We start from the raw sequence: 18336 nt of genomic DNA on the forward strand, positions 1-18336 counted from the left end.
ACGACAACACAATAAATTTATTGAAAATGAGAAATATGCCAAACAAATGATACGAAAACGCAGCTCAACGGTAGAACCTGTTCTGGGAACACTACTCAATTTTACCGGCATGAGAAAAACCTATGCCCGGGGCATCGGGCAAGCCGAAAAGCACGTACTTATGGCATCGCTATGCTATAACCTGAAGAAAATGATGAAATTCCGTGTAAAAAAGGTGCAAGTTCAGGTAAACTACGTTCCAATTATAGATAAGATGCAGGAAACCTCCGATTTGTTTAATTTAGGTCTTATCAGGCGTATTTTCCTTCGATTTAAGCCTATATAGTTTTGGGAAAAACAATCCGGTTACAAAAATAGGATCGCTTAAAATACCTTATTTTAAACCGAAATTTTACCTGTTCTAATAATTATTGATGAATTTTGGAAGTTGTGCAACAGTTACGTAAGTTATGTACAATTACTTTTTTCCTTTGGTCATTACAATACTATTTTAGTATAAATGCAACTTGAAGATAATTGTTTACAGAGCCTAATGTCTCATATTTTACATAGTATGATTCTGTAAATATTTTAAAAGCTAAAAACTCATGCTTGGGAACATTAAATTCATCAAAGAAAAGAATATCACCTGCATTAAGATATGGATATAAACTTGTTAATACAAATAAAGTTGCTGAAAATATATCTGCATCTAAATGAATAATTTTTCTTCTGTCTTTCGAAAGGTAATCACTTTTCAAAAAATCGAATAAAGTATCTTGGAAAAGCCCTTTGATAAACGTTGATCTATTATCATCAACGATTGGAATATCAGCAGACATATCTCCTTTTACATAAACAGTACCCCAATTTTCGGGCAGGCCCTCGAAAGTATCAAAACCATAAAATTTATTTCCATCATTTGTTAATCTTCTAAGCCACCACCTAAAAGAAGTACCTTTACTTACACCAAATTCCAGATAATCAATTATTTCATTCTCTAAATTTTGTTGTTTGATTACATGTTCATACAATAATTCTCTTTTACTATATACTCTCTTGAATGTGAAAAAATCATTGAATTTCAATGTTTTGTTTTGTGTAGTTATCCATTTGGATACATATAAGGTATATGCAATTAATAATAAAAAGGATTTAGTCCAACCAAAAAGAATATGAGGGCGTAAAAAAAGTACAAAATTTTTGAATAGACTATTTGCTTTTAATAAAAATGATTTCATATTATTATGATTTTATTGCCGTCGATTATTTTTGTGGAATACTCTGTTTATCTATTACATATAGCGACCGACGGCTTAACGCAGGCTGATTATAACAATTTTAGTTAAATTACCAACTTGCAAATATACATAAAATTTACAATGAGTTACATCCTGCATTGTTCAAAAGGTTTTTTATTGCAAGTTTTCATTATTTTTTTACTTCCAAATCATTAAGCCTTTTGCGTGCAATATCACGCAAGTCTAAATTACGAGTTACGGAGTATGATATGGTTTTAATATCACAACTGTCTTGACCACACGCAGGAGTGTAACAACCTTCCATATAGCAATTAGGATAAACCTCGCCTGTTTTTATTTCTTCCCATGTACACAAATATTCTCGTTCATTACCGTTTATAATTTTGGTTATAATATCCGTATCAGTCAATTTATTAACCGCTTCTTTACGTATAAATCTGTCATTGCCCGTTTTCGCAATAGTGAGGAGCAGTTCTTGGTCGGTTATTTTTGAAATTGCCTTCCAGCGAATCAACATTTCCTTGGAATTATCATTTATTGCAATATCTGTGTAAAACTTTTCTGCCAATTTATTCTCAGTCAGTTTTTCAGCTGCCTCAAAACGAACATCGTTATAGCCTGCTGTTTCTGCAATATTCGCAAGCAATGTTTGGTCAGTAATTTTTCTTACCGCTTTCAAACGAATAGCGCCAATTTCTGCATTCATTGCTACATCCGCAAGTAGAGTTTGATCGGTCAGTTTTTCTACAGCATCTATACGCTCTGTATAATTACCAACATTCTTTGCAATCTCGGCAAATCTTTGTTGTTTATTTTTAAAAGGTTTCATATTACAAATGTTTTTTTAATCCTTACTTTTGGTTAACATAACAACTCATCTCAAATGTGTTTTTTGTTTTTGTATTTAATTTCTCCAACTCATGTTAAACGTTTTGTTAGACAGTTGTATTTTTATTATGTTTCAAATCTCACTATTTTCCTTTCTTATTTCATAGAAAATGCTATCTAAGTAATCAATATAGATACTTAACTTATATAGTCCTTCCTTAATTCCTATTTCTAAATTATCATAAAATTTTTGTATATAATTATTTTCATCTTGTGTAACAGATAACATTAAACAAATTACAACGGCGTCATTATTTTTCTTAAATCTTGGTTCTGATATATTTAACATTCTATGCGTAGAAAAGTTTTTAGTATAGAACGGAACAGGTAAAATTTCAAATTGTATATATTGTTTTGTCATTAGTTTATTTTTCATTTTTTTAGATGAAGGTTTTAACTCTAACATATTTAATCTTTCAGAAATTAGATCAAGATATTCCTTAGAAATTCCGAATTCAGATAATTCAGTCCAATTTACGGGATCAAAAAGAAAAGTAACCGATAAATGTTTTCTTTCCCATAGTGCCTTTTTCTTAAGTATATGATTATTCATTTATTTAGTTTAGGAATTGTTACAAAAATGTATTTATTAAATTGATTGCAAAAACAGGTACATAATATGTTGGTTGTTTTGAGTTGGGTAGGGATTCAGATTCGGGCTATACGACTTCAAACAAAAGTTTATCAAGTTTAGTTTAAGGTCTTGATTAATTTTCTACAAAATTACTCAATTTTCTGAATTGATTGATAAAAAAACTTCCTCTATCATTCCATAGAAATTTATTTTTTTTCATAATTACGCATTTAATTATTAAATCTGTTTTTTTTACGTATTTCGTTTGTTAACTATGATAAACCTCGCAAAAGTAAATAAATATAATTTATTATTTAAAGAGTTTTTTATGTTAAAATTACTAAGATTTAATGTTTCCAAATATGTTAATTCTGAAAATTTTGTAATTCTGTCTAAATGAATTTTTTATTGATTTACTCCCAAAGATCTTACAGAGGTTTATAATAATTTCACTTCTTATAAATGATATTCAAAATCCAAATCTTAAAAAACATACATCTTACACTCCTCACAATCGAACTCCAATCGATAAATATTGTCGTAGTGCTTCAAATAAAGCGGCTCGGTAAATTCGGGAATTTCGTTGGTCTCTTTTTTCGGACACCATCCGAGTGCGTATTTAATGCAATGTTCGCACTGCATAAGAACGGCATTTTTATTGGGTAAGATTTCAAAGGCAGGTTTAATAGTTTTGGCTCCGTGTTTTTTGTAAAAGTTTACCGCTTTTTCATTCATTACATTACCGAGATAACTAATGTCTTTATCTTTATAGTAATCAGTTGGAATTAATTCTCTTGCTTCACGAATTATTTCTTCATCTTCCTTTTCCTTGTTAAAAGCTTCGAGACGAATCGCATCAAATAATTCTATTGCTTCTTTTCTCCATGATGATAAAACTGATGAAGGAATAAACCATGGTTGGGATATTTCAACAGTTATTTCTTCGGCGGAATATATTGTGTTTCCGAGTTTTGAGAGTTGTTTTTTTATATTGTCGATAACTTGTTCGGGTTTAGAAGCCAATTCCTTTTGGTAATTTTCCTTTAGACTTAGAAAGTGATTTGAATTATCGCTTATTTCAAGACAGAATCCGTCGTCGGTATCTTTAAAAACAATATTTATATCTATCTTTCTTTCGGCAGATTTCTTCTGTAACAATAAATTAAACTGATGATTGAAATTTCTGTACATTTTAATTCCGGTTTTCAAATCCGGCATCTCCGAAGGATAAATCCTTCCGTCATCAATTTTATTTATATAAAAACCCTTTGTTCCTTCATCATCAAAATAACAAATACCGTCGCCGTTACTTAATTCTATATCGCTGTTCAGATAAAAATAATTTCTTCCGACCTGCGAAATAGTGCCTATAAATTCTCCAATAGACTTAGAAGTTTGAAATGAACTGATATCATCTTTTTTGCCATGAAGCAGATAATCTGTTTTTCCTCTGCTAAAAGTTTTTTGCGGATCGGGAGTGAAATAGAAAATCGATTTTCCCGAAGAACTACTTTCTAAGTCTAAACGATTTTCTAAAATCCCGTCAAGTTTCTGTCGATAAAAAGCCGTGATATTCTTCACATAATCAATATCTTTTAACCGACCTTCAATTTTAAACGAAGAAATTCCCGCATCAATCATTTCTTTTAGATAATCCGACCTGTCCATATCTTTCAAAGAAAGAAGATGTTTGTTTGCAACAAGTGTTTTTCCTTCGGAATCTAATAAATCGTAGCTAAGACGGCAGTATTGGGCACAATTGCCTTTGTTTGCGCTTCTTCCGCAAGATGCCTGACTGATATAACATTGTCCGCTGTAACTTACGCACAAAGCACCGTGTACAAAAGCTTCCAACTCAATTGAAGTATTTTCCCGAATGTTCTGAATTTCCGGCAATGGCAATTCGCGTGCAAGAATAACACGACTAATCCCGACAGATTCTAAGAATTTTACTTTTTCAACGGTTCTATTATCTGTTTGTGTGCTGGCGTGAATAGCAATCGGCGGCAAATGAAGTTCAAGAATTCCCATGTCCTGAATTATAATAGCATCGGCGCCAATATTATATAGTTGCCTGATTAACTTTTCGGCAAGAGACAATTCAAAATCATTTAAAATTGTATTAAGTGTGATATAAACCTTTGCATCATATTGATGTGCATATTTGATAAGAGTTTGAATGTCTTCCAAAGAATTGCCGGCAGCAATTCGTGCACCAAATTGCGGAGCTCCTATGTAAACAGCATCTGCGCCGTGATTAATAGCTTCAATGCCGCATTCAATATTTTTTGCCGGAGAAAGTAATTCGATTTTCATGACACAAAGATAGTTAAGAATTAAAAAATTTTATTAACTTTACAAATTAATTTATTAAGATAGTGTAGCGGAATGATATTTTGATAATATATTAAGTTGCAGTGTTTTAATTATTAACCGTAATTTTCGATGAAGAGAAAAAAGAGGAAAAAAAGAAAACCTTATAAGCTTGTTGCCTTTAAATTATCTACAAGGCAATATAAATCTTTGATGAATTACTGCAGATACAGGCAAACAACTCCAACGAAAGTTATAAAGAAATCTATCGCAAAATATATCGAATGCTATTCGGATGTTCCGACTGAAGTTTCTTATGTGACGGATAATCAGATAAATCTTTTTGATGATATCTGAGATTGAAAAGGAGTTCTGTTAATAATCGATCTTCCCAAAGTAATTTGATCGGCATATTCCAGATCGTCGCCGAAAGCAACTCCACGCGCAATCGTATTAATTTCAATATTAAATTGAATCAATCTTTTGTAAATATATAAAGATGTAGTTTCTCCTTCAATAGTAGTCGGTAAAGCCAGAATAATTTCCTTGTATTCGTTCGTTGCAATTCTGCTCACTAAAGATTCGATGGTTAAATCGGTGATTCCTATCCCGTTAATCGGCGAGATTACTCCACCCAGAATATGATACAACCCTGTAAATTGTCCGGTTCCTTCAATGGCAATAAAATCACGAATATCTTCAACAACACAAATTACTTCCTTATCTCTTTTAAAATTGCTGCAAATATCGCAAATCTCATTGTCTGAAATATTGTGACAAACAGAACAGTGATGAATTTTTTCCCTTAAATTACTGATTGATTCGGCGAGGTTTTGAGCATAAATCGGATCTTGCTTTAAAATGTGAATAGCAAGCCTCAATGCGGTTCGTTTTCCAACCGAAGGTAATCGGGACAACTCATCAACTGCTTGTTGCAGAAGTTTCGACGGCAAATTGTTTTCCATAATTTCAACTCGCAAAGGTACGGAAAAATAAATAAGAAATTAAGAATCGGTTTAAAAATTTGAGAGTTTGGTAATTTGAATATTAATCCGATATAAAAGATTGAATATGTAGATTATATAATTCTGTCTATAGAAATAATTTGATTTAGAGAAAATTTATTGATGTTGATTTACATCAATAAATTAATGAAATTTCTAACTTTCTTAGAGATAACTTTCACGAAATTTTAAACTTCAAACAAATTGATTATTTTTGCATCAAATTATCTAATCTTAATGAATCCAACACGTATGAATCCGGATATGAAAATGAATATCATTGTTGGCTGCATATGACGATTAAATTATAAGATTAATTTATATTCATAATGAAAAAAATATTTTTAATATTATCATTTGCAATTGTTGCGGGGTTTGTTCATTCACAAACTACCGATACTGTTTTTTATGAAACAGGTAAGATAAAAATTATCAGAACAATTATTTCTGATAGTGAAGTTTACGGAAAGTTTTTTGCGGAAAACGGCAAGACATTAATTGCCGAAGGAATGTACGTTAATAAGGAACGCAATGGGGTTTGGGTTTTTTATGACGATGCCGGAATGAAAAATTCAACTGAAACATATTCGGCTGGTAAGAAAAACGGAATTAGTCATATTTATTATTCGGACGGAACAATAGGGGAAACTCTGGAATGGAAAGATGGTATAAAAAACGGTGTTTGGAAACAATTTTTCTTTGGCGGGATTCTTAAAATAGATGCAAAATATTTAAATAACGAATTAGACGGTGAAGTAAAATTCTTTCATCCCAATTCCAAATTAAATATTCTTGGATATTATAAAAATGGATTGCGCAACGGCATTTGGAAATATTATAATGAGGAGGGAAGTTTCATTAAAGAGGAAAAATACGAAAACGGATTTCTTGTCGAATAAATTTATTTAAATGGAATTTAGCTTAGCTCCGCTTCGAGGTATTACGGGAAAAGAATTCAGAACAGCGCTTACACATCATTATTCCGGTATTGATACTTGTGTTTTACCTTTCTTTTCAATTACGGAAAATTCACTTTCTAAGTTTAAGGGTTTTGAACATGGATTTACTGATGATGAACTTTCGCATAAATGTAATTATTTGGTTATTCCACAGTTAATAGGCAATAACCCGCAAGCAATAAAGCGTATTTCGCAAATGTTCGTTGATTACGGTTATCCGAATGTTAATCTTAACTTGGGCTGTCCGATGCCGCAGATTACAAAAAAGAAAAGAGGCAGCGGGTTATTGCTTTACCCAGATATTATTGAAGAAATTTTGAATGAAGTTATTAAGATTAACGGATTGAAATTTTCATTGAAAGTACGACTGGGATTAAATTCATCCGAAGATATTTTTAAATTGGTTGATGTTTTTAATACTTATCCTGTTGATGAAATTTACATTCATCCGAGATTAGGAATCGATAGATATGAAGGAACAGTTAGGTTGGAAATTTTTGATGAGTTGGTAAAGATTATTAATCACAAAATTATCTATAATGGAGATATTACGGATATTGAATCTTTTAACTTAGTCAGTGAGAGATATAAAACGATAAATTCCTTTATGATCGGTCGCGGATTGGTTGCAAATCCGGCTTTGGTAGAAGAAATAAAATCAGGACGAATAATTGATAAAGAGATAAAAACCGAAAGGTTCAAGGAATTTTATAAAGAGTTGGTTGCTTTATTATTGAAAAGAACAAACGATCCTATTCCCCGATTGAAATCTTATTGGCAGTATTTTTGTCAGAATTTTGACAACCCCGAAGAAATTTATCAACAAATGACAAGAAGTAATTCTATTGAAGAAATGAAGATTAATTGATAATTCCAATTATTAAAACTCAATCTCCAGATTTAACTTTTTCTGCATCAAAATCAGATTCTTATTCTCTTCCGCCATTTTTGCAAATTTCTCTTTGTCGGTATATATCGGTATTTCCACTTCGAGTTCCGTGACGGCAGTTATCACATTTAAATTGTCGTTTTCTAATTCGTCTCTGAAAAATTCGGCAATCTCAACATTATTGTTTATTACTTCTTGCTCATTAACCTTATTTGCAATATGCAGAACAATAATATTATTGTCTTTTAATTCGAACTCTTTGCTGTGTAATGAATTGAATAGATGTATTTTCCTGTCTTTAATGTTTTCTAAATATTTGTCCAAAGTAATTTTTACTTCTTCAATACCGAAATCTTTGTTGCGATTGTTTCCAAATGATTTATTTGTACTTTCTTCTTTTGTTTCGTCTTTTTGCTTGTTGATACGCAAAATAGAAGAACGCTGCTCAGGGTTTGGTGTTCCCGGTTCAGTATTTTTAATTTTGATTTCGGAGTTCTGAGTTTCGGAATCCGGTTTTTGAGTTTTGACCTCAACGGTTGTGCTGCCGGTTTTGTTTGAAACATGCTCGGAGCTTACATTCGGATGAGATATCTGGTTGTTTTTTTGTTCCGCAACAGGATTAGATTTGTTTATATCAGATTTTTTTTTTTCATCCGCATGAAGTGCAGAACAAATATTAAGTAATCCGATTTCAATTAATAATCTTTTGTTGTTACTCGTTCGATATTCTATATCGCATTTATTGATGATATTAAGAGCGGTTAATAAGAACGCTTCGGAACATTGTTTGGCTTGTTCGGCATAACGCTGTTTCACCGGTTCGCTTTCCTTGAGCAATTGTGCCGTCGCATTATCTTTACTTACCAGCAAACTTCTTAAATGTTCGCTGAAACCTATTATAAAATGTTGAACCTCAAATCCGTTATCAAATATTCTATTTATAGTCAGCAAAATATTTTTCACATCATCATTTAAAATATAATCCACCATGTTAAAGAAATAATCATAATCAAGAATATTAAGATTCTCAATAACATTTTTGTAAGTCAATAGAGGCCCGGAAAATGAAACCTGTTGGTCAAAAAGACTTAGCGCATCCCTCATTCCTCCGTCTGATTTTTGGGCTATAACATGCAGGGCCTGATCTTCGGCTTGAATACCTTCAGATTCCGCAACATACTTTAAATGCTTTACTATATCGTCAACGGTTATTCTCTTGAAATCAAAAACCTGACAACGAGAAAGAATAGTGGGAATTATTTTGTTTTTCTCCGTTGTTGCCAAAATGAATTTTGCATAAGCAGGCGGTTCTTCTAAAGTCTTTAAAAAAGCATTGAAAGCCGCTTGCGACAACATATGAACCTCATCGATTATATATATTTTGTATTTTCCTACCTGCGGGGCAATTCGTACGAGATCAACCAAATTACGTATGTGGTCAACGGAATTGTTCGAGGCTGCATCTAATTCGTGAATGTTGAACGACGCATTATTATTGAAAGAAACGCAGGACTCGCATTCGTTACAGGCCTCATGATTTTCCGTAGGATTCATGCAATTGATTGTTTTAGCAAGAATTCTCGCACACGTAGTTTTACCCACTCCTCTCGGACCGCAAAATAAAAATGCTTGTGCGAGTTGTTGAGTCTTTAGTGCATTCTTTAAAGTTAATGTTATAGACTCCTGGCCTACAACACTATCAAAAGTTATTGGTCTGTATTTTCTTGCAGAAACAACGTAATTATCCATAGAGTAAAATTTGGCTTCAAAGATAATATATTTTTTACTAACGAAAAAATTTGTATGTTTGCAAACTAAACTATTTTGTCGTGATAGTATTTTACGTACCGAAAATAACTAATAGAATATTATATATCTTCAACTTCATTTTTTCTAAAGTAATTATTGTTGATTATGAGTTGTTTGATAATTATGAAGTATTTACCGAATGCACATGTAAGAATAAAGTTGTTTTTGATAAACATCCGCGGGATAATCACCCGTTTCTGTATATAAAAGAAATATTACTTCATAGGGATATTATTGAAATACAAATAATTTCTGATGTTTATGAGGAAGTGCCGGTTATTTTTTATCATGTAAATACAAAATCTTTTTTACCATTTGATCCGTTTGCAGCTTCATTTTATATGCTTACCAGATACGAAGAATATCTTTTGCATACTCGTGATGAACATCAAAGGTATAATTATACTAATTCGATTGCTTACGAAAATAATTTTTTGCATCTGCCGATAGTTCATATGTGGGCGGAATTACTCGAAAAGAAATTATCGGAATTATTCCCCGAGCTTGAATTTAAACATCCTAAATTTAAGTTTCTGCCTACTATTGATGTGGATCAGGCTTATGAACATATTAATAAAGGTCTTGTGAGAACATTAGGCGGAGTTTTGAAAGCCGTTTTCACCGGCGATTTTCTTTTGGCAAGAGAAAAGCTTCCGGTAATATGGCGATTGAAAAAGGATCCTTATGATAATCTTGATTACATTTTAAGTCTGAAAAATGAAATGGATTTGAATATGATATTCTTTTTCTTATTGTCATCGAAAGGAAAATATGATAAAAGTAATTACGAATACAATAGGAGTTTCAGAAATTTAATTCGTCATGTTCATGATTATGCGGATGTTGGAATTCACCCTTCATATTACTCGGCTTATGAGCATACTGAACTTATAGAAAAGGAGAAGACTATTCTGGAAACGATTCTTAAAACCAACATAACAAGAAGCAGGCAGCATTTTCTACGTTTCGAAATCCCCGTAACTTATCAAAGTCTTTCCGATTATGAAATAAAAGAAGATTATTCAATGGGTTATGCTTCTATAACGGGTTTTAGAGCCGGTGTTTGTGTCCCGTTTAATTTCTTTGACCTTGAAGATGATGAATCGACAGAATTAAAAATCTTCCCGTTATCCGTTATGGATGCTACACTTATTAAGTATATGGAACTCGATTATTCGAACGCCTTAGATGAGATTAAGCGAATTGCGGATATAGTGAAAGAACATAACGGTATTTTTATTTCTCTTTGGCACAATAGCTCATTGGCCGGTAAAGGTATCTGGAAAAATAAAAATAATCTTTTTAAAGAAATGTTGGAATACGTAAAATCAATTGAAAAATAATTTATGAGGAAAGATTTTGTTGTAAAGCGATTTAAACGCAATGAGATAGATGATGAAAGATGGAATAAACTCATTGACGAAGCTTTACTTTCTAAGTCTTACTTATATTCTTGGTATCTTGATGTTGTTTCTCCTAATTGGCAGGCTCTGATCCTTAATGATTACGAAGCTGTGTTTGTTCTTCCTCTAAAAAAGAAGTTTGGAATCAAATATCTGATTCAACCGAATTTTGTTCAGCAATTAGGTTGTATTTCCGGAAATGTTAATGAAGAATTTCTTAAGTATTGTATTAAATATTTGAAAAGACATTTTCTTTATTATAAAATTAATTTAAACGAGATAGATACGGAACTTTTGTCGATTCAAAAAAAATCTCGAATATTTATTAATGTTTCGAAGAAGATTTCTGGTAACGAAACCGATTCCGAGAGTTATAATAATAACACTAAAAGAAATATTGCAAAGTTTTATTCTGCCGGATTGGGAATTGCCGAGATAGAAGATTATAATCCTGTTATTAATCTGTTTAAGAAAGATAAGGGAAGCATTCTGTCTTTGAACGATAGCTTTTATTCTTTATTGATAGAGCTTCTCGATGAGGTAAAAAAGTATAATAAATTAGTTGTTTGCACCGCTTTTAATGATGATGAAATTATTGCCGGTACGGTTTTTATAAATACTCCTAAAATGTCGACTTTTATTTTTTCCGGAAATAGTGATTATGGAAAAAATTACGGTGCGATGCACGCATTAATAGATTATTTTATTCAAAAATATTTATCTGAAGGACAAACTTTAGATTTTGAAGGCTCAATAAACGAAGGACTTGCGCAGTTTTATATGGGTTTTGGCGGTGAAAAACGGGAGTATATGCAGATATTTCGAAGAATATAAAATAACAGCGATTTACTTATCTAATTCTCAAATATATCATACATTCCATATTTCATCACTCATATCTCATGACTCCTGAAAAATATTCAATTCTCAATTATTTACTATCTTTGTACATCGTTAATTTAATTTGTAATGCTGATAGTTCAAGATGGTATTCCGCAACCCGATTCGGTTAATCCTGACGCGGTTAAGAATTTGAAACTGAAAAAAAAGAAACAATATACCTGTGATGAGTATGTTGAAGGAATTCTTTCCGGTGATAGAGTAATGCTCGGACAGGCTATCACTTTGGTTGAAAGTTTGTTGCCGGAACATAATGAACTTGCTCAACAGATTATTGAAAAATGTTTGCCTTATGCAGGAAAGAGTATTCGAATTGGTATTACCGGTGTTCCCGGTGCCGGAAAAAGTACTTTTATTGAAGCATTGGGTACTAATCTTACTGCTGCCGGACATAGAGTTGCGGTTTTAGCTATCGATCCCAGTAGTGTACGAACAAAAGGTAGTATTTTAGGCGATAAGACACGGATGGAGCAACTTGCTACGGATGAAAACGCATTTATTCGTCCGTCTCCCTCGGCTGGAACTCTCGGCGGAGTAGCGCGCAAAACACACGAGATAATATTTCTTTGTGAAGCAGCCGGTTTCGATATTGTTTTAATAGAAACAGTAGGAGTGGGGCAATCGGAAATAGCCGTACATTCTATGGTCGATTTTTTTCTTCTGATTCTCATTGCCGGTGCCGGTGATGAACTGCAAGGTATAAAACGAGGCATTATGGAAATGGCAGATGCAATTGTCATCAATAAAGCTGATGGTGATAATATTGAAAAATCAAAACTTGCTGCTCAATCATACGCTAATGCGCTGCGTCTTTTTCCTATTTCGGAATCCGGTTGGAAACCTCAGGTGCATACTTGCTCGTCAATTGATAAATCAGGCGTTGAAGATATCTGGAATATGATTGAGGAATATAAATCGGAACAGATTAAATCCGGATATTTCTTTAAGAAGCGTAACAAACAGTCATTAGATGTGATGTTTTATTCCGTAGAAGAACAATTAAAATTGAATTTTTATAATGAACCCGGAATTAAAGAACTTTTACCTGAAATTGAAGAGTTAGTGGTGAGCGGAAAAATGAGTTCGTATATTGCCGCGAAGAAGCTGATTGAAGAAAATGGTTAGGAGGGAAGGAAAAATAATTTTGCGAATAAAATGAAGAGAGAACTTGTATTGTTTCGAACGAAGCAAAAAATTACATAATTCAATGAATTTCTCTACTTACAATATCTTTTCCTCAGTTTTGGGATGACATTTTGAAAATCGGAACTCAACTTATATTTTAAAAACTATGATGACTTGTTGTCAATCTTAAGTTCTGTTTTAATTTTTGAAATTTCATTATTAATTATTAATTATTCCGTACCTTTGTTGACATTTTAAATTTTAAATATTAAGACATGAGAGAAAACATTTTATTAAACCCTAATCCTTTGGTTAGTTATTTGAATAAACCTAAGTCGGATTTTACAAAAGCCGATTTAATGGATTTTATTGCAGCACATGATATTCAAATGGTGAATTTTAGATATGTTGCAGCCGACGGCAGATTAAAAGTGTTGAATTTTGTTGTAAATAATAAAAAATACCTTGACAGCTATTTGTCATCAGGTGAAAGAGTTGACGGTTCAAGTCTTTTCAGACATATCGAAGCAGGTTCCAGCGATTTGTATGTTGTACCTCGTTTTAGAACAGCTTTTGTTAATCCGTTCGCTTCTATTCCGACTCTTGAAATTTTATGTTCATATTATAATAAAGACGGCGATCCGCTTACAGGTTCTCCGGAAAATTTAGTTCTCTCAGCCCATAACGTTCTTAAGGAACGTACCGGTTATACTTTCGAAGTTATGGGAGAACTCGAATATTACGTCATCAGTAATGAAGAAGAAACTTTCAAAGCTGTGGATCAAAGAGGTTACCACGAAGCTGATCCTTTCAGTAAGTTCGGTGAATTCAGAATGCAGGCAATGCATTACATAGCTCAATGTGGAGGAGATATTAAGTACGGTCACTCCGAAGTAGGTAATTTCAGTTTAAACGGAATGCTTTACGAGCAAAATGAAATTGAATTCCTTCCGACTAATGTGGAAGAGGCAGCGGATCAGCTTGTTGTTGCTAAATGGGTTCTCAGAAACCTCGCATGGCAATATAATTACGATCTAACATTTGCGCCTAAGATTACTACAGGCAAAGCCGGTAGCGGATTACATATTCATACCAGATTATTGAAAGACGGTAAAAATGTTATGCTCAATAAGGAAAATAAATTGAGTGATGTTGCCAAAAGAGCCATTGCCGGTTATCTTACTTTGGCACCATCGCTTACGGCTTTCGGTAATACAAATCCGACTTCTTATTTCCGCTTGGTTCCCCATCAGGAAGCTCCTACCAAAATCTGCTGGGGCGATAGAAACCGTTCTGTTCTTGTTCGTGTTCCGCTCGGTTGGGTTTCAAATAAATCAATGATCAATGATGCAAATCCTTTGGAAGAAGATATGAATCTGAATTTTTCTGATAAACAAACAGTTGAATTCAGATGCCCAGACGGTTCCGCCGATATATATAGCTTAATTGCGGGATTAACTGTTGGGGCTCGTTTAGGTCTTGAAATGCCGAACGCTCTTGAAATTGCCGAGAAAACTTATGTTGATGTTAATATTTTCAGTGATGAGTTTAAAGACAGAATAGATTCGCTTAATAGTCTTCCTGTTTGTTGCGTTGATTCTGCCGCCAGATTGGAAGCTCAAGCTGCCGAATATACAAAATACGGCGTTTTTCCTCAAGGTACTATTGACGGTATTGTTAAGCAACTAAAATCTTTTAATGATAGTAATTTGTTCAATGAAGTTAAGAACAACGAAGCTAAGTTATTAGAGTTGGTTAAGAAGTATTTTTATTGCGGATAAAAATGATTTAGAAAATTAGAAATGAACTAATGATTAAATAAACCTTCGAGGTTTTTATTACCTCGAAGGTTGTTTGTGAGATTAGTTAATATCACTTCTGTTAATTTTCGGATTTTCTGCTTTTCTAAATTATTACTTTGTTAATTTTGAAAGTCACTGTCGGCTTTTTAGAATATTTATTGATTTTATCAGAAAAATAAATAATATATGAGGAAAAAATTTTATCTAATTTTATTATTATTTTTGACGGCATTTTCTGTAAATGCTCAAAAGTTTGATGATTTTTTTGTTGACAAATCATTGAGGATGGATGTTTTTCATTGTGGAAATTATGAAAAAGCCGAATATGTATTCCATAAATTTATTGTTGAAAAATATTGGGGCGGCCCTAAAGTAAATCTTATTGATCAGTTTAATTACGGGACTAATATGATTAAGGTTTTCGATGCGCAAAGCAATGAATTAATTTATTCTCGCGGCTTCTGTACCTTGTTTCAGGAATGGCAAACAACAGATGAAGCGAAAGAAATAAATCGCTGTTATGAAGAATCTGTTTCAATGCCGCTTCCAAAATCCGAAGCAATTATAGAAATTTATGAACGAAATATAAAGGGAGAATTTGAAAAAGTTTTCTCAGCACATTTTATTCCTGATGATATTTTCGTTACGACGGAACAGAAATATACTTTCCAGGTTTATGATGCAATGATAAACGGAAATCCTTCCGATAAGGTAGATATTGTTATTCTTCCTGAAGGTTATACAGCGGGAGAGATGCAAAAATTTAAATCGGATTGTGATGCTTTTGTTGAGGTTTTAAAAACTTTTGAACCCTTTAAATCTCACATTAATGATTTTAATGTTCGCGGTGTTCTCGCTCCGTCGAAGGATAGCGGGGTAGATGTACCGAGAAATAATGATTGGAAAAATACAATTCTTGATTGTCATTTTGATACTTTCAGGAGTGATAGATATTGCACGACTCCAAGTTATTTTGCAGTGAAAGATGTTGCTGCAAATGCTCCATACGATCAGATTTATATTTTGGTAAACAGTACTATTTACGGCGGTGGCGGAATTTATAATTATTATTCCGTAAGTACTTCCGGAAATATGGCATCGGCAAAAGTAATTATCCATGAATTCGGTCATGCTTTTGCAGGCCTTGCCGATGAATATTTTGACAGTCAAGTTTCGTACAGTGATTACTATCCTTTCGATGTTGAACCATGGGAATATAATATTACAACCCTTGTTGATTTCGATTCGAAATGGAAACATCAATTAGATAAAAATATTCCGATACCAACTCCTGTTGATAAAAAATATACGGATAAACTTGGGGTATTCGAAGGCGCTGGTTATTCTGCAAAAGGTATTTACAGACCTTCATACGATTGTTTGATGCACACTTTCAGAGGCAATGTATTTTGCGGAGCCTGTGAGCAAGCCATTATTAAGATGATAGAGAGTTATAAATAGAAATTAACAGATTATCTTGTTTCCGCTATTTATGGCTTAAAGCAAATCTTCCCGGTTAAATGTAATATACTTAGGTTCGGACGGCACGTAATCTGTATTATCCCAAAGGGAACTTGTAATCATAAGATCTGCGCTGTATCTGTTGCATGCAATGGGAATATTGTGTATTCTGCACTGGCGAAGCAGCATTTGGATGTCGGCTTCGTGAGGTTGCGGATTTAAATCATCAATAAGAAAAACAGCAAGATTAATTTCTTTTCTTACAACCATTGCTGCAATTTCTGCATCGCCGCCGAGCGGCCCGGAATGCATTTTTTTGATATGAGCTTTTATTCCTTTACCTTCAAATGTTTGTTCAAGCAGCGAACCCGTAGTTCCGGTGCATACAATATTGTGATGAGAAAGAAAGTCGGCATTAGTAATTGCCCATTCAATTAAATCGAATTTTCTTTTATCGTGTGCAACAAGTGCAATAGTTAATTTACCTTTCATAAGATTTTTACAAAAAAGGCTGTCCGATTGAACAGCCTTTAGATTGATTATTTTGATATTATTTGAACACAAACGGAAATCCAGCAGAGACGCAAATTTCTACACCTCTGTTGTGTCTTGTCGTACCTTGTATATTATAACTATTTACATTTATAGGATTAGATTCGCCATTCAATTGTTTTTCGGAATATGTATTGGAAAAACCGAAATTATAACCGCAATCAATTCTGATAAAGCAAACACTTTTATCAATTTCGTACCATATAATACAACCGGCACCGAATTTTATCCCATAATTGAAATAAGCATAATTACCATTTGTTAATGCTGCCTTTTCATCATTTAAAGTTTCTTTTCCGCCAAAGCAATTGAACTGCATTTCGGGCGCAATAAGTAAATAAGGATTTGCATATCTGCTCATCGGCATATTTATATATATCGGTAAGTTAATATTAAGGTTGTGAGCGGATAAAACGTATGGAGTTTGATTAATATCGCTTGTCATTTTTCCGCCATCGCCTTTATAAGTAATTCCGGGAGAAAGAGAAACAACATTTCCAAGATTAAATTCTACAAATAATCCGGCTATTGCCATAGGATGCATTACAGAATTATAGTCACTATTAATATTATGATCACTATACTCCAAATAAGCTAAGTTCATACCTGCCTTAACACCGAAATATATTCTTTTAGCGTTGACATTAAATAATTTACTATTACCGCGAGAGTAATAATTTGATCTATTGTATCCGGATTTGATATAATAACGTTGTCCGAAAGCATCATTAGCACATAAAGATAGAACTAACAATGTTAATATTAAATATATTTTTTTCATTTTCATAATTTTACCATTTATATACTTCTGCTAAATCATCATTATCTTTAAATTTTCGAATAGTATTCGGTGCTATTGTACTATTACCGGGATCAGCCACAATATATGCATATTTGAAATTAGCTATTCCGCCACTGGGACTAACTTTGCCTGTAATAACCGAATGAGTTTTTACTGTTATTCCTGTTGACGGACTTGTTTTGTTTTCTGAGAAGTAAACTGTAAAATTATTTCCGGAACCTTGGATATATGCTATCGGACTATTTACTTCAGCATCTCCTTGAACCGATTCATAAGAAATAGTATTCTCATAAGTTTGATTTGAGAATTTAAAGATCAGATTTCCAAAATTAAAAGGAATACTGTCGTGAGACAGAGTTGAATAGGTTAATACGTAAGGATTAGCTATATATCCGCCTGTAATGTCAGGCGGATCATAACCTAAATGTAAATCATCAACTCTATTAATGAGTTGTTGCGGGATAATGTCTGTGATAGGAACTACATATCTTTCTGTTGGTAAGATAATAGTATCAACACCTTCACGCTCGCAACTAAAACAAACTATTACCGTTAGGATAGTTATAAGATTTATCAGCAAATATTTTATTCGTTTCATATCTATTATTTTTTAA

The 18336-nt window shown here is 32.9% G+C and carries 18 protein-coding genes; 9 read left to right on the forward strand and 9 right to left on the reverse strand.

What is annotated here, in order from left to right; genetic code table 11:
- Window positions 1–325, forward strand: a 325-nt coding sequence (locus LBP67_09395) for a transposase (protein MDR2085193.1), incomplete at its 5' end; no start/stop codon positions are given.
- A gap of 160 nt (window positions 326–485) precedes the next feature.
- On the opposite strand, the gene LBP67_09400 is transcribed toward LBP67_09395, so the two are convergent.
- The 4 genes from LBP67_09400 to LBP67_09415 all read right to left on the reverse strand — a co-directional run bounded on the left by LBP67_09400 (window position 486) and on the right by LBP67_09415 (window position 5019).
- A complete protein-coding gene (locus tag LBP67_09400; protein MDR2085194.1) occupies window positions 486–1220 on the reverse strand; it encodes a class I SAM-dependent methyltransferase in 735 nt (244 codons plus the stop codon).
- 190 nt (window positions 1221–1410) lie between these two features.
- Window positions 1411–2070, reverse strand: coding sequence for a hypothetical protein (locus LBP67_09405; protein ID MDR2085195.1), 660 nt, complete (start codon window positions 2068–2070; stop codon window positions 1411–1413).
- A 132-nt stretch (window positions 2071–2202) separates the two neighbouring features.
- Window positions 2203–2682 (reverse strand): hypothetical protein, encoded by a 480-nt coding sequence (locus LBP67_09410; GenBank protein ID MDR2085196.1) that lies wholly within the window; start codon window positions 2680–2682, stop codon window positions 2203–2205.
- A 504-nt stretch (window positions 2683–3186) separates the two neighbouring features.
- The gene (locus tag LBP67_09415; GenBank protein MDR2085197.1) at window positions 3187–5019 is read right to left on the reverse strand and encodes a U32 family peptidase; all 1833 of its coding nucleotides are present in this window, start codon (window positions 5017–5019) and stop codon (window positions 3187–3189) included.
- A 129-nt stretch (window positions 5020–5148) separates the two neighbouring features.
- Between LBP67_09415 and LBP67_09420 the strand changes: the two genes are divergently transcribed.
- On the forward strand, window positions 5149–5373 hold the full coding sequence (locus tag LBP67_09420) for a hypothetical protein (protein ID MDR2085198.1): 225 nt from the start codon (window positions 5149–5151) through the stop codon (window positions 5371–5373).
- Here the strand turns inward: LBP67_09420 and recR are convergent.
- Window positions 5346–5981: a recombination mediator RecR gene (gene recR / locus LBP67_09425; protein MDR2085199.1), complete on the reverse strand. Its 636-nt coding sequence runs from the start codon at window positions 5979–5981 to the stop codon at window positions 5346–5348. The two genes, LBP67_09420 and recR, sit on opposite strands and share 28 nt — an antisense overlap.
- Before the next feature lie 368 nt (window positions 5982–6349).
- Here recR and LBP67_09430 point away from each other — a divergent pair, with 368 nt between their 5' ends.
- On the forward strand, window positions 6350–6919 hold the full coding sequence (locus LBP67_09430) for a hypothetical protein (GenBank protein MDR2085200.1): 570 nt from the start codon (window positions 6350–6352) through the stop codon (window positions 6917–6919).
- Between the two features lie 10 nt (window positions 6920–6929).
- Window positions 6930–7847 carry a tRNA-dihydrouridine synthase family protein gene (locus tag LBP67_09435; protein MDR2085201.1) on the forward strand — a complete coding sequence of 306 codons (918 nt, stop codon included), beginning with the start codon at window positions 6930–6932 and terminating at the stop codon, window positions 7845–7847.
- Window positions 7848–7859: 12 nt separating this feature from the next.
- Here LBP67_09435 and LBP67_09440 read toward each other — a convergent pair whose 3' ends face one another.
- Window positions 7860–9617 carry a DNA polymerase III subunit gamma/tau gene (locus LBP67_09440; protein MDR2085202.1) on the reverse strand — a complete coding sequence of 586 codons (1758 nt, stop codon included), beginning with the start codon at window positions 9615–9617 and terminating at the stop codon, window positions 7860–7862.
- Between the two features lie 80 nt (window positions 9618–9697).
- On the opposite strand from LBP67_09440, the gene LBP67_09445 reads away from it, so the two are divergent.
- The 5 genes from LBP67_09445 to LBP67_09465 all read left to right on the forward strand — a co-directional run bounded on the left by LBP67_09445 (window position 9698) and on the right by LBP67_09465 (window position 16368).
- Window positions 9698–11020, forward strand: a complete 1323-nt coding sequence (locus LBP67_09445) for a polysaccharide deacetylase family protein (protein ID MDR2085203.1) — start codon at window positions 9698–9700, stop codon at window positions 11018–11020.
- A gap of 3 nt (window positions 11021–11023) precedes the next feature.
- Window positions 11024–11914 (forward strand): aminoacyltransferase, encoded by an 891-nt coding sequence (locus LBP67_09450; GenBank protein MDR2085204.1) that lies wholly within the window; start codon window positions 11024–11026, stop codon window positions 11912–11914.
- Between the two features lie 135 nt (window positions 11915–12049).
- Entirely contained in the window at window positions 12050–13105 is a 1056-nt protein-coding gene (gene meaB, locus LBP67_09455; GenBank protein ID MDR2085205.1) for a methylmalonyl Co-A mutase-associated GTPase MeaB, read from the forward strand.
- A gap of 275 nt (window positions 13106–13380) precedes the next feature.
- A complete protein-coding gene (locus tag LBP67_09460; protein ID MDR2085206.1) occupies window positions 13381–14886 on the forward strand; it encodes a glutamine synthetase family protein in 1506 nt (501 codons plus the stop codon).
- A gap of 207 nt (window positions 14887–15093) precedes the next feature.
- Window positions 15094–16368, forward strand: a complete 1275-nt coding sequence (locus tag LBP67_09465; GenBank protein ID MDR2085207.1) for an IgA Peptidase M64 — start codon at window positions 15094–15096, stop codon at window positions 16366–16368.
- A gap of 36 nt (window positions 16369–16404) precedes the next feature.
- On the opposite strand, the gene LBP67_09470 is transcribed toward LBP67_09465, so the two are convergent.
- Genes LBP67_09470 through LBP67_09480 form a run of 3 tightly spaced genes read right to left on the reverse strand, consistent with a single transcriptional unit; the run spans window position 16405 to window position 18320 of the window.
- Window positions 16405–16860 carry a methylglyoxal synthase gene (locus tag LBP67_09470; protein ID MDR2085208.1) on the reverse strand — a complete coding sequence of 152 codons (456 nt, stop codon included), beginning with the start codon at window positions 16858–16860 and terminating at the stop codon, window positions 16405–16407.
- Window positions 16861–16918: 58 nt separating this feature from the next.
- Entirely contained in the window at window positions 16919–17701 is a 783-nt protein-coding gene (locus LBP67_09475) for a PorT family protein (GenBank protein ID MDR2085209.1), read from the reverse strand.
- A gap of 10 nt (window positions 17702–17711) precedes the next feature.
- A complete protein-coding gene (locus LBP67_09480; protein ID MDR2085210.1) occupies window positions 17712–18320 on the reverse strand; it encodes a hypothetical protein in 609 nt (202 codons plus the stop codon).
- Window positions 18321–18336: the final 16 nt, after the last annotated feature.

It is taken from the genome of Bacteroidales bacterium (assembly GCA_031276035.1).
Lineage (GTDB): Bacteria > Bacteroidota > Bacteroidia > Bacteroidales > BM520 > RGIG7150.

Excerpts from the sequence above, each read along its gene's own strand:
- LBP67_09400 (MDR2085194.1), bottom strand. The coding sequence starts at position 1,220 with ATGAAATCATTTTTATTAAAAGCAAATAGTCTATTCAAAAATTTTGTA.
- LBP67_09405 (MDR2085195.1), bottom strand. The coding sequence starts at position 2,070 with ATGAAACCTTTTAAAAATAAACAACAAAGATTTGCCGAGATTGCAAAG.
- LBP67_09410 (MDR2085196.1), bottom strand. The coding sequence starts at position 2,682 with ATGAATAATCATATACTTAAGAAAAAGGCACTATGGGAAAGAAAACAT.
- LBP67_09415 (MDR2085197.1), bottom strand. The coding sequence starts at position 5,019 with ATGAAAATCGAATTACTTTCTCCGGCAAAAAATATTGAATGCGGCATT.
- LBP67_09420 (MDR2085198.1), top strand. The coding sequence starts at position 5,149 with ATGAAGAGAAAAAAGAGGAAAAAAAGAAAACCTTATAAGCTTGTTGCC.
- recR (MDR2085199.1), bottom strand. The coding sequence starts at position 5,981 with ATGGAAAACAATTTGCCGTCGAAACTTCTGCAACAAGCAGTTGATGAG.
- LBP67_09430 (MDR2085200.1), top strand. The coding sequence starts at position 6,350 with ATGAAAAAAATATTTTTAATATTATCATTTGCAATTGTTGCGGGGTTT.
- LBP67_09435 (MDR2085201.1), top strand. The coding sequence starts at position 6,930 with ATGGAATTTAGCTTAGCTCCGCTTCGAGGTATTACGGGAAAAGAATTC.
- LBP67_09440 (MDR2085202.1), bottom strand. The coding sequence starts at position 9,617 with ATGGATAATTACGTTGTTTCTGCAAGAAAATACAGACCAATAACTTTT.
- LBP67_09450 (MDR2085204.1), top strand. The coding sequence starts at position 11,024 with ATGAGGAAAGATTTTGTTGTAAAGCGATTTAAACGCAATGAGATAGAT.
- meaB (MDR2085205.1), top strand. The coding sequence starts at position 12,050 with ATGCTGATAGTTCAAGATGGTATTCCGCAACCCGATTCGGTTAATCCT.
- LBP67_09460 (MDR2085206.1), top strand. The coding sequence starts at position 13,381 with ATGAGAGAAAACATTTTATTAAACCCTAATCCTTTGGTTAGTTATTTG.
- LBP67_09465 (MDR2085207.1), top strand. The coding sequence starts at position 15,094 with ATGAGGAAAAAATTTTATCTAATTTTATTATTATTTTTGACGGCATTT.
- LBP67_09470 (MDR2085208.1), bottom strand. The coding sequence starts at position 16,860 with ATGAAAGGTAAATTAACTATTGCACTTGTTGCACACGATAAAAGAAAA.
- LBP67_09475 (MDR2085209.1), bottom strand. The coding sequence starts at position 17,701 with ATGAAAAAAATATATTTAATATTAACATTGTTAGTTCTATCTTTATGT.
- LBP67_09480 (MDR2085210.1), bottom strand. The coding sequence starts at position 18,320 with ATGAAACGAATAAAATATTTGCTGATAAATCTTATAACTATCCTAACG.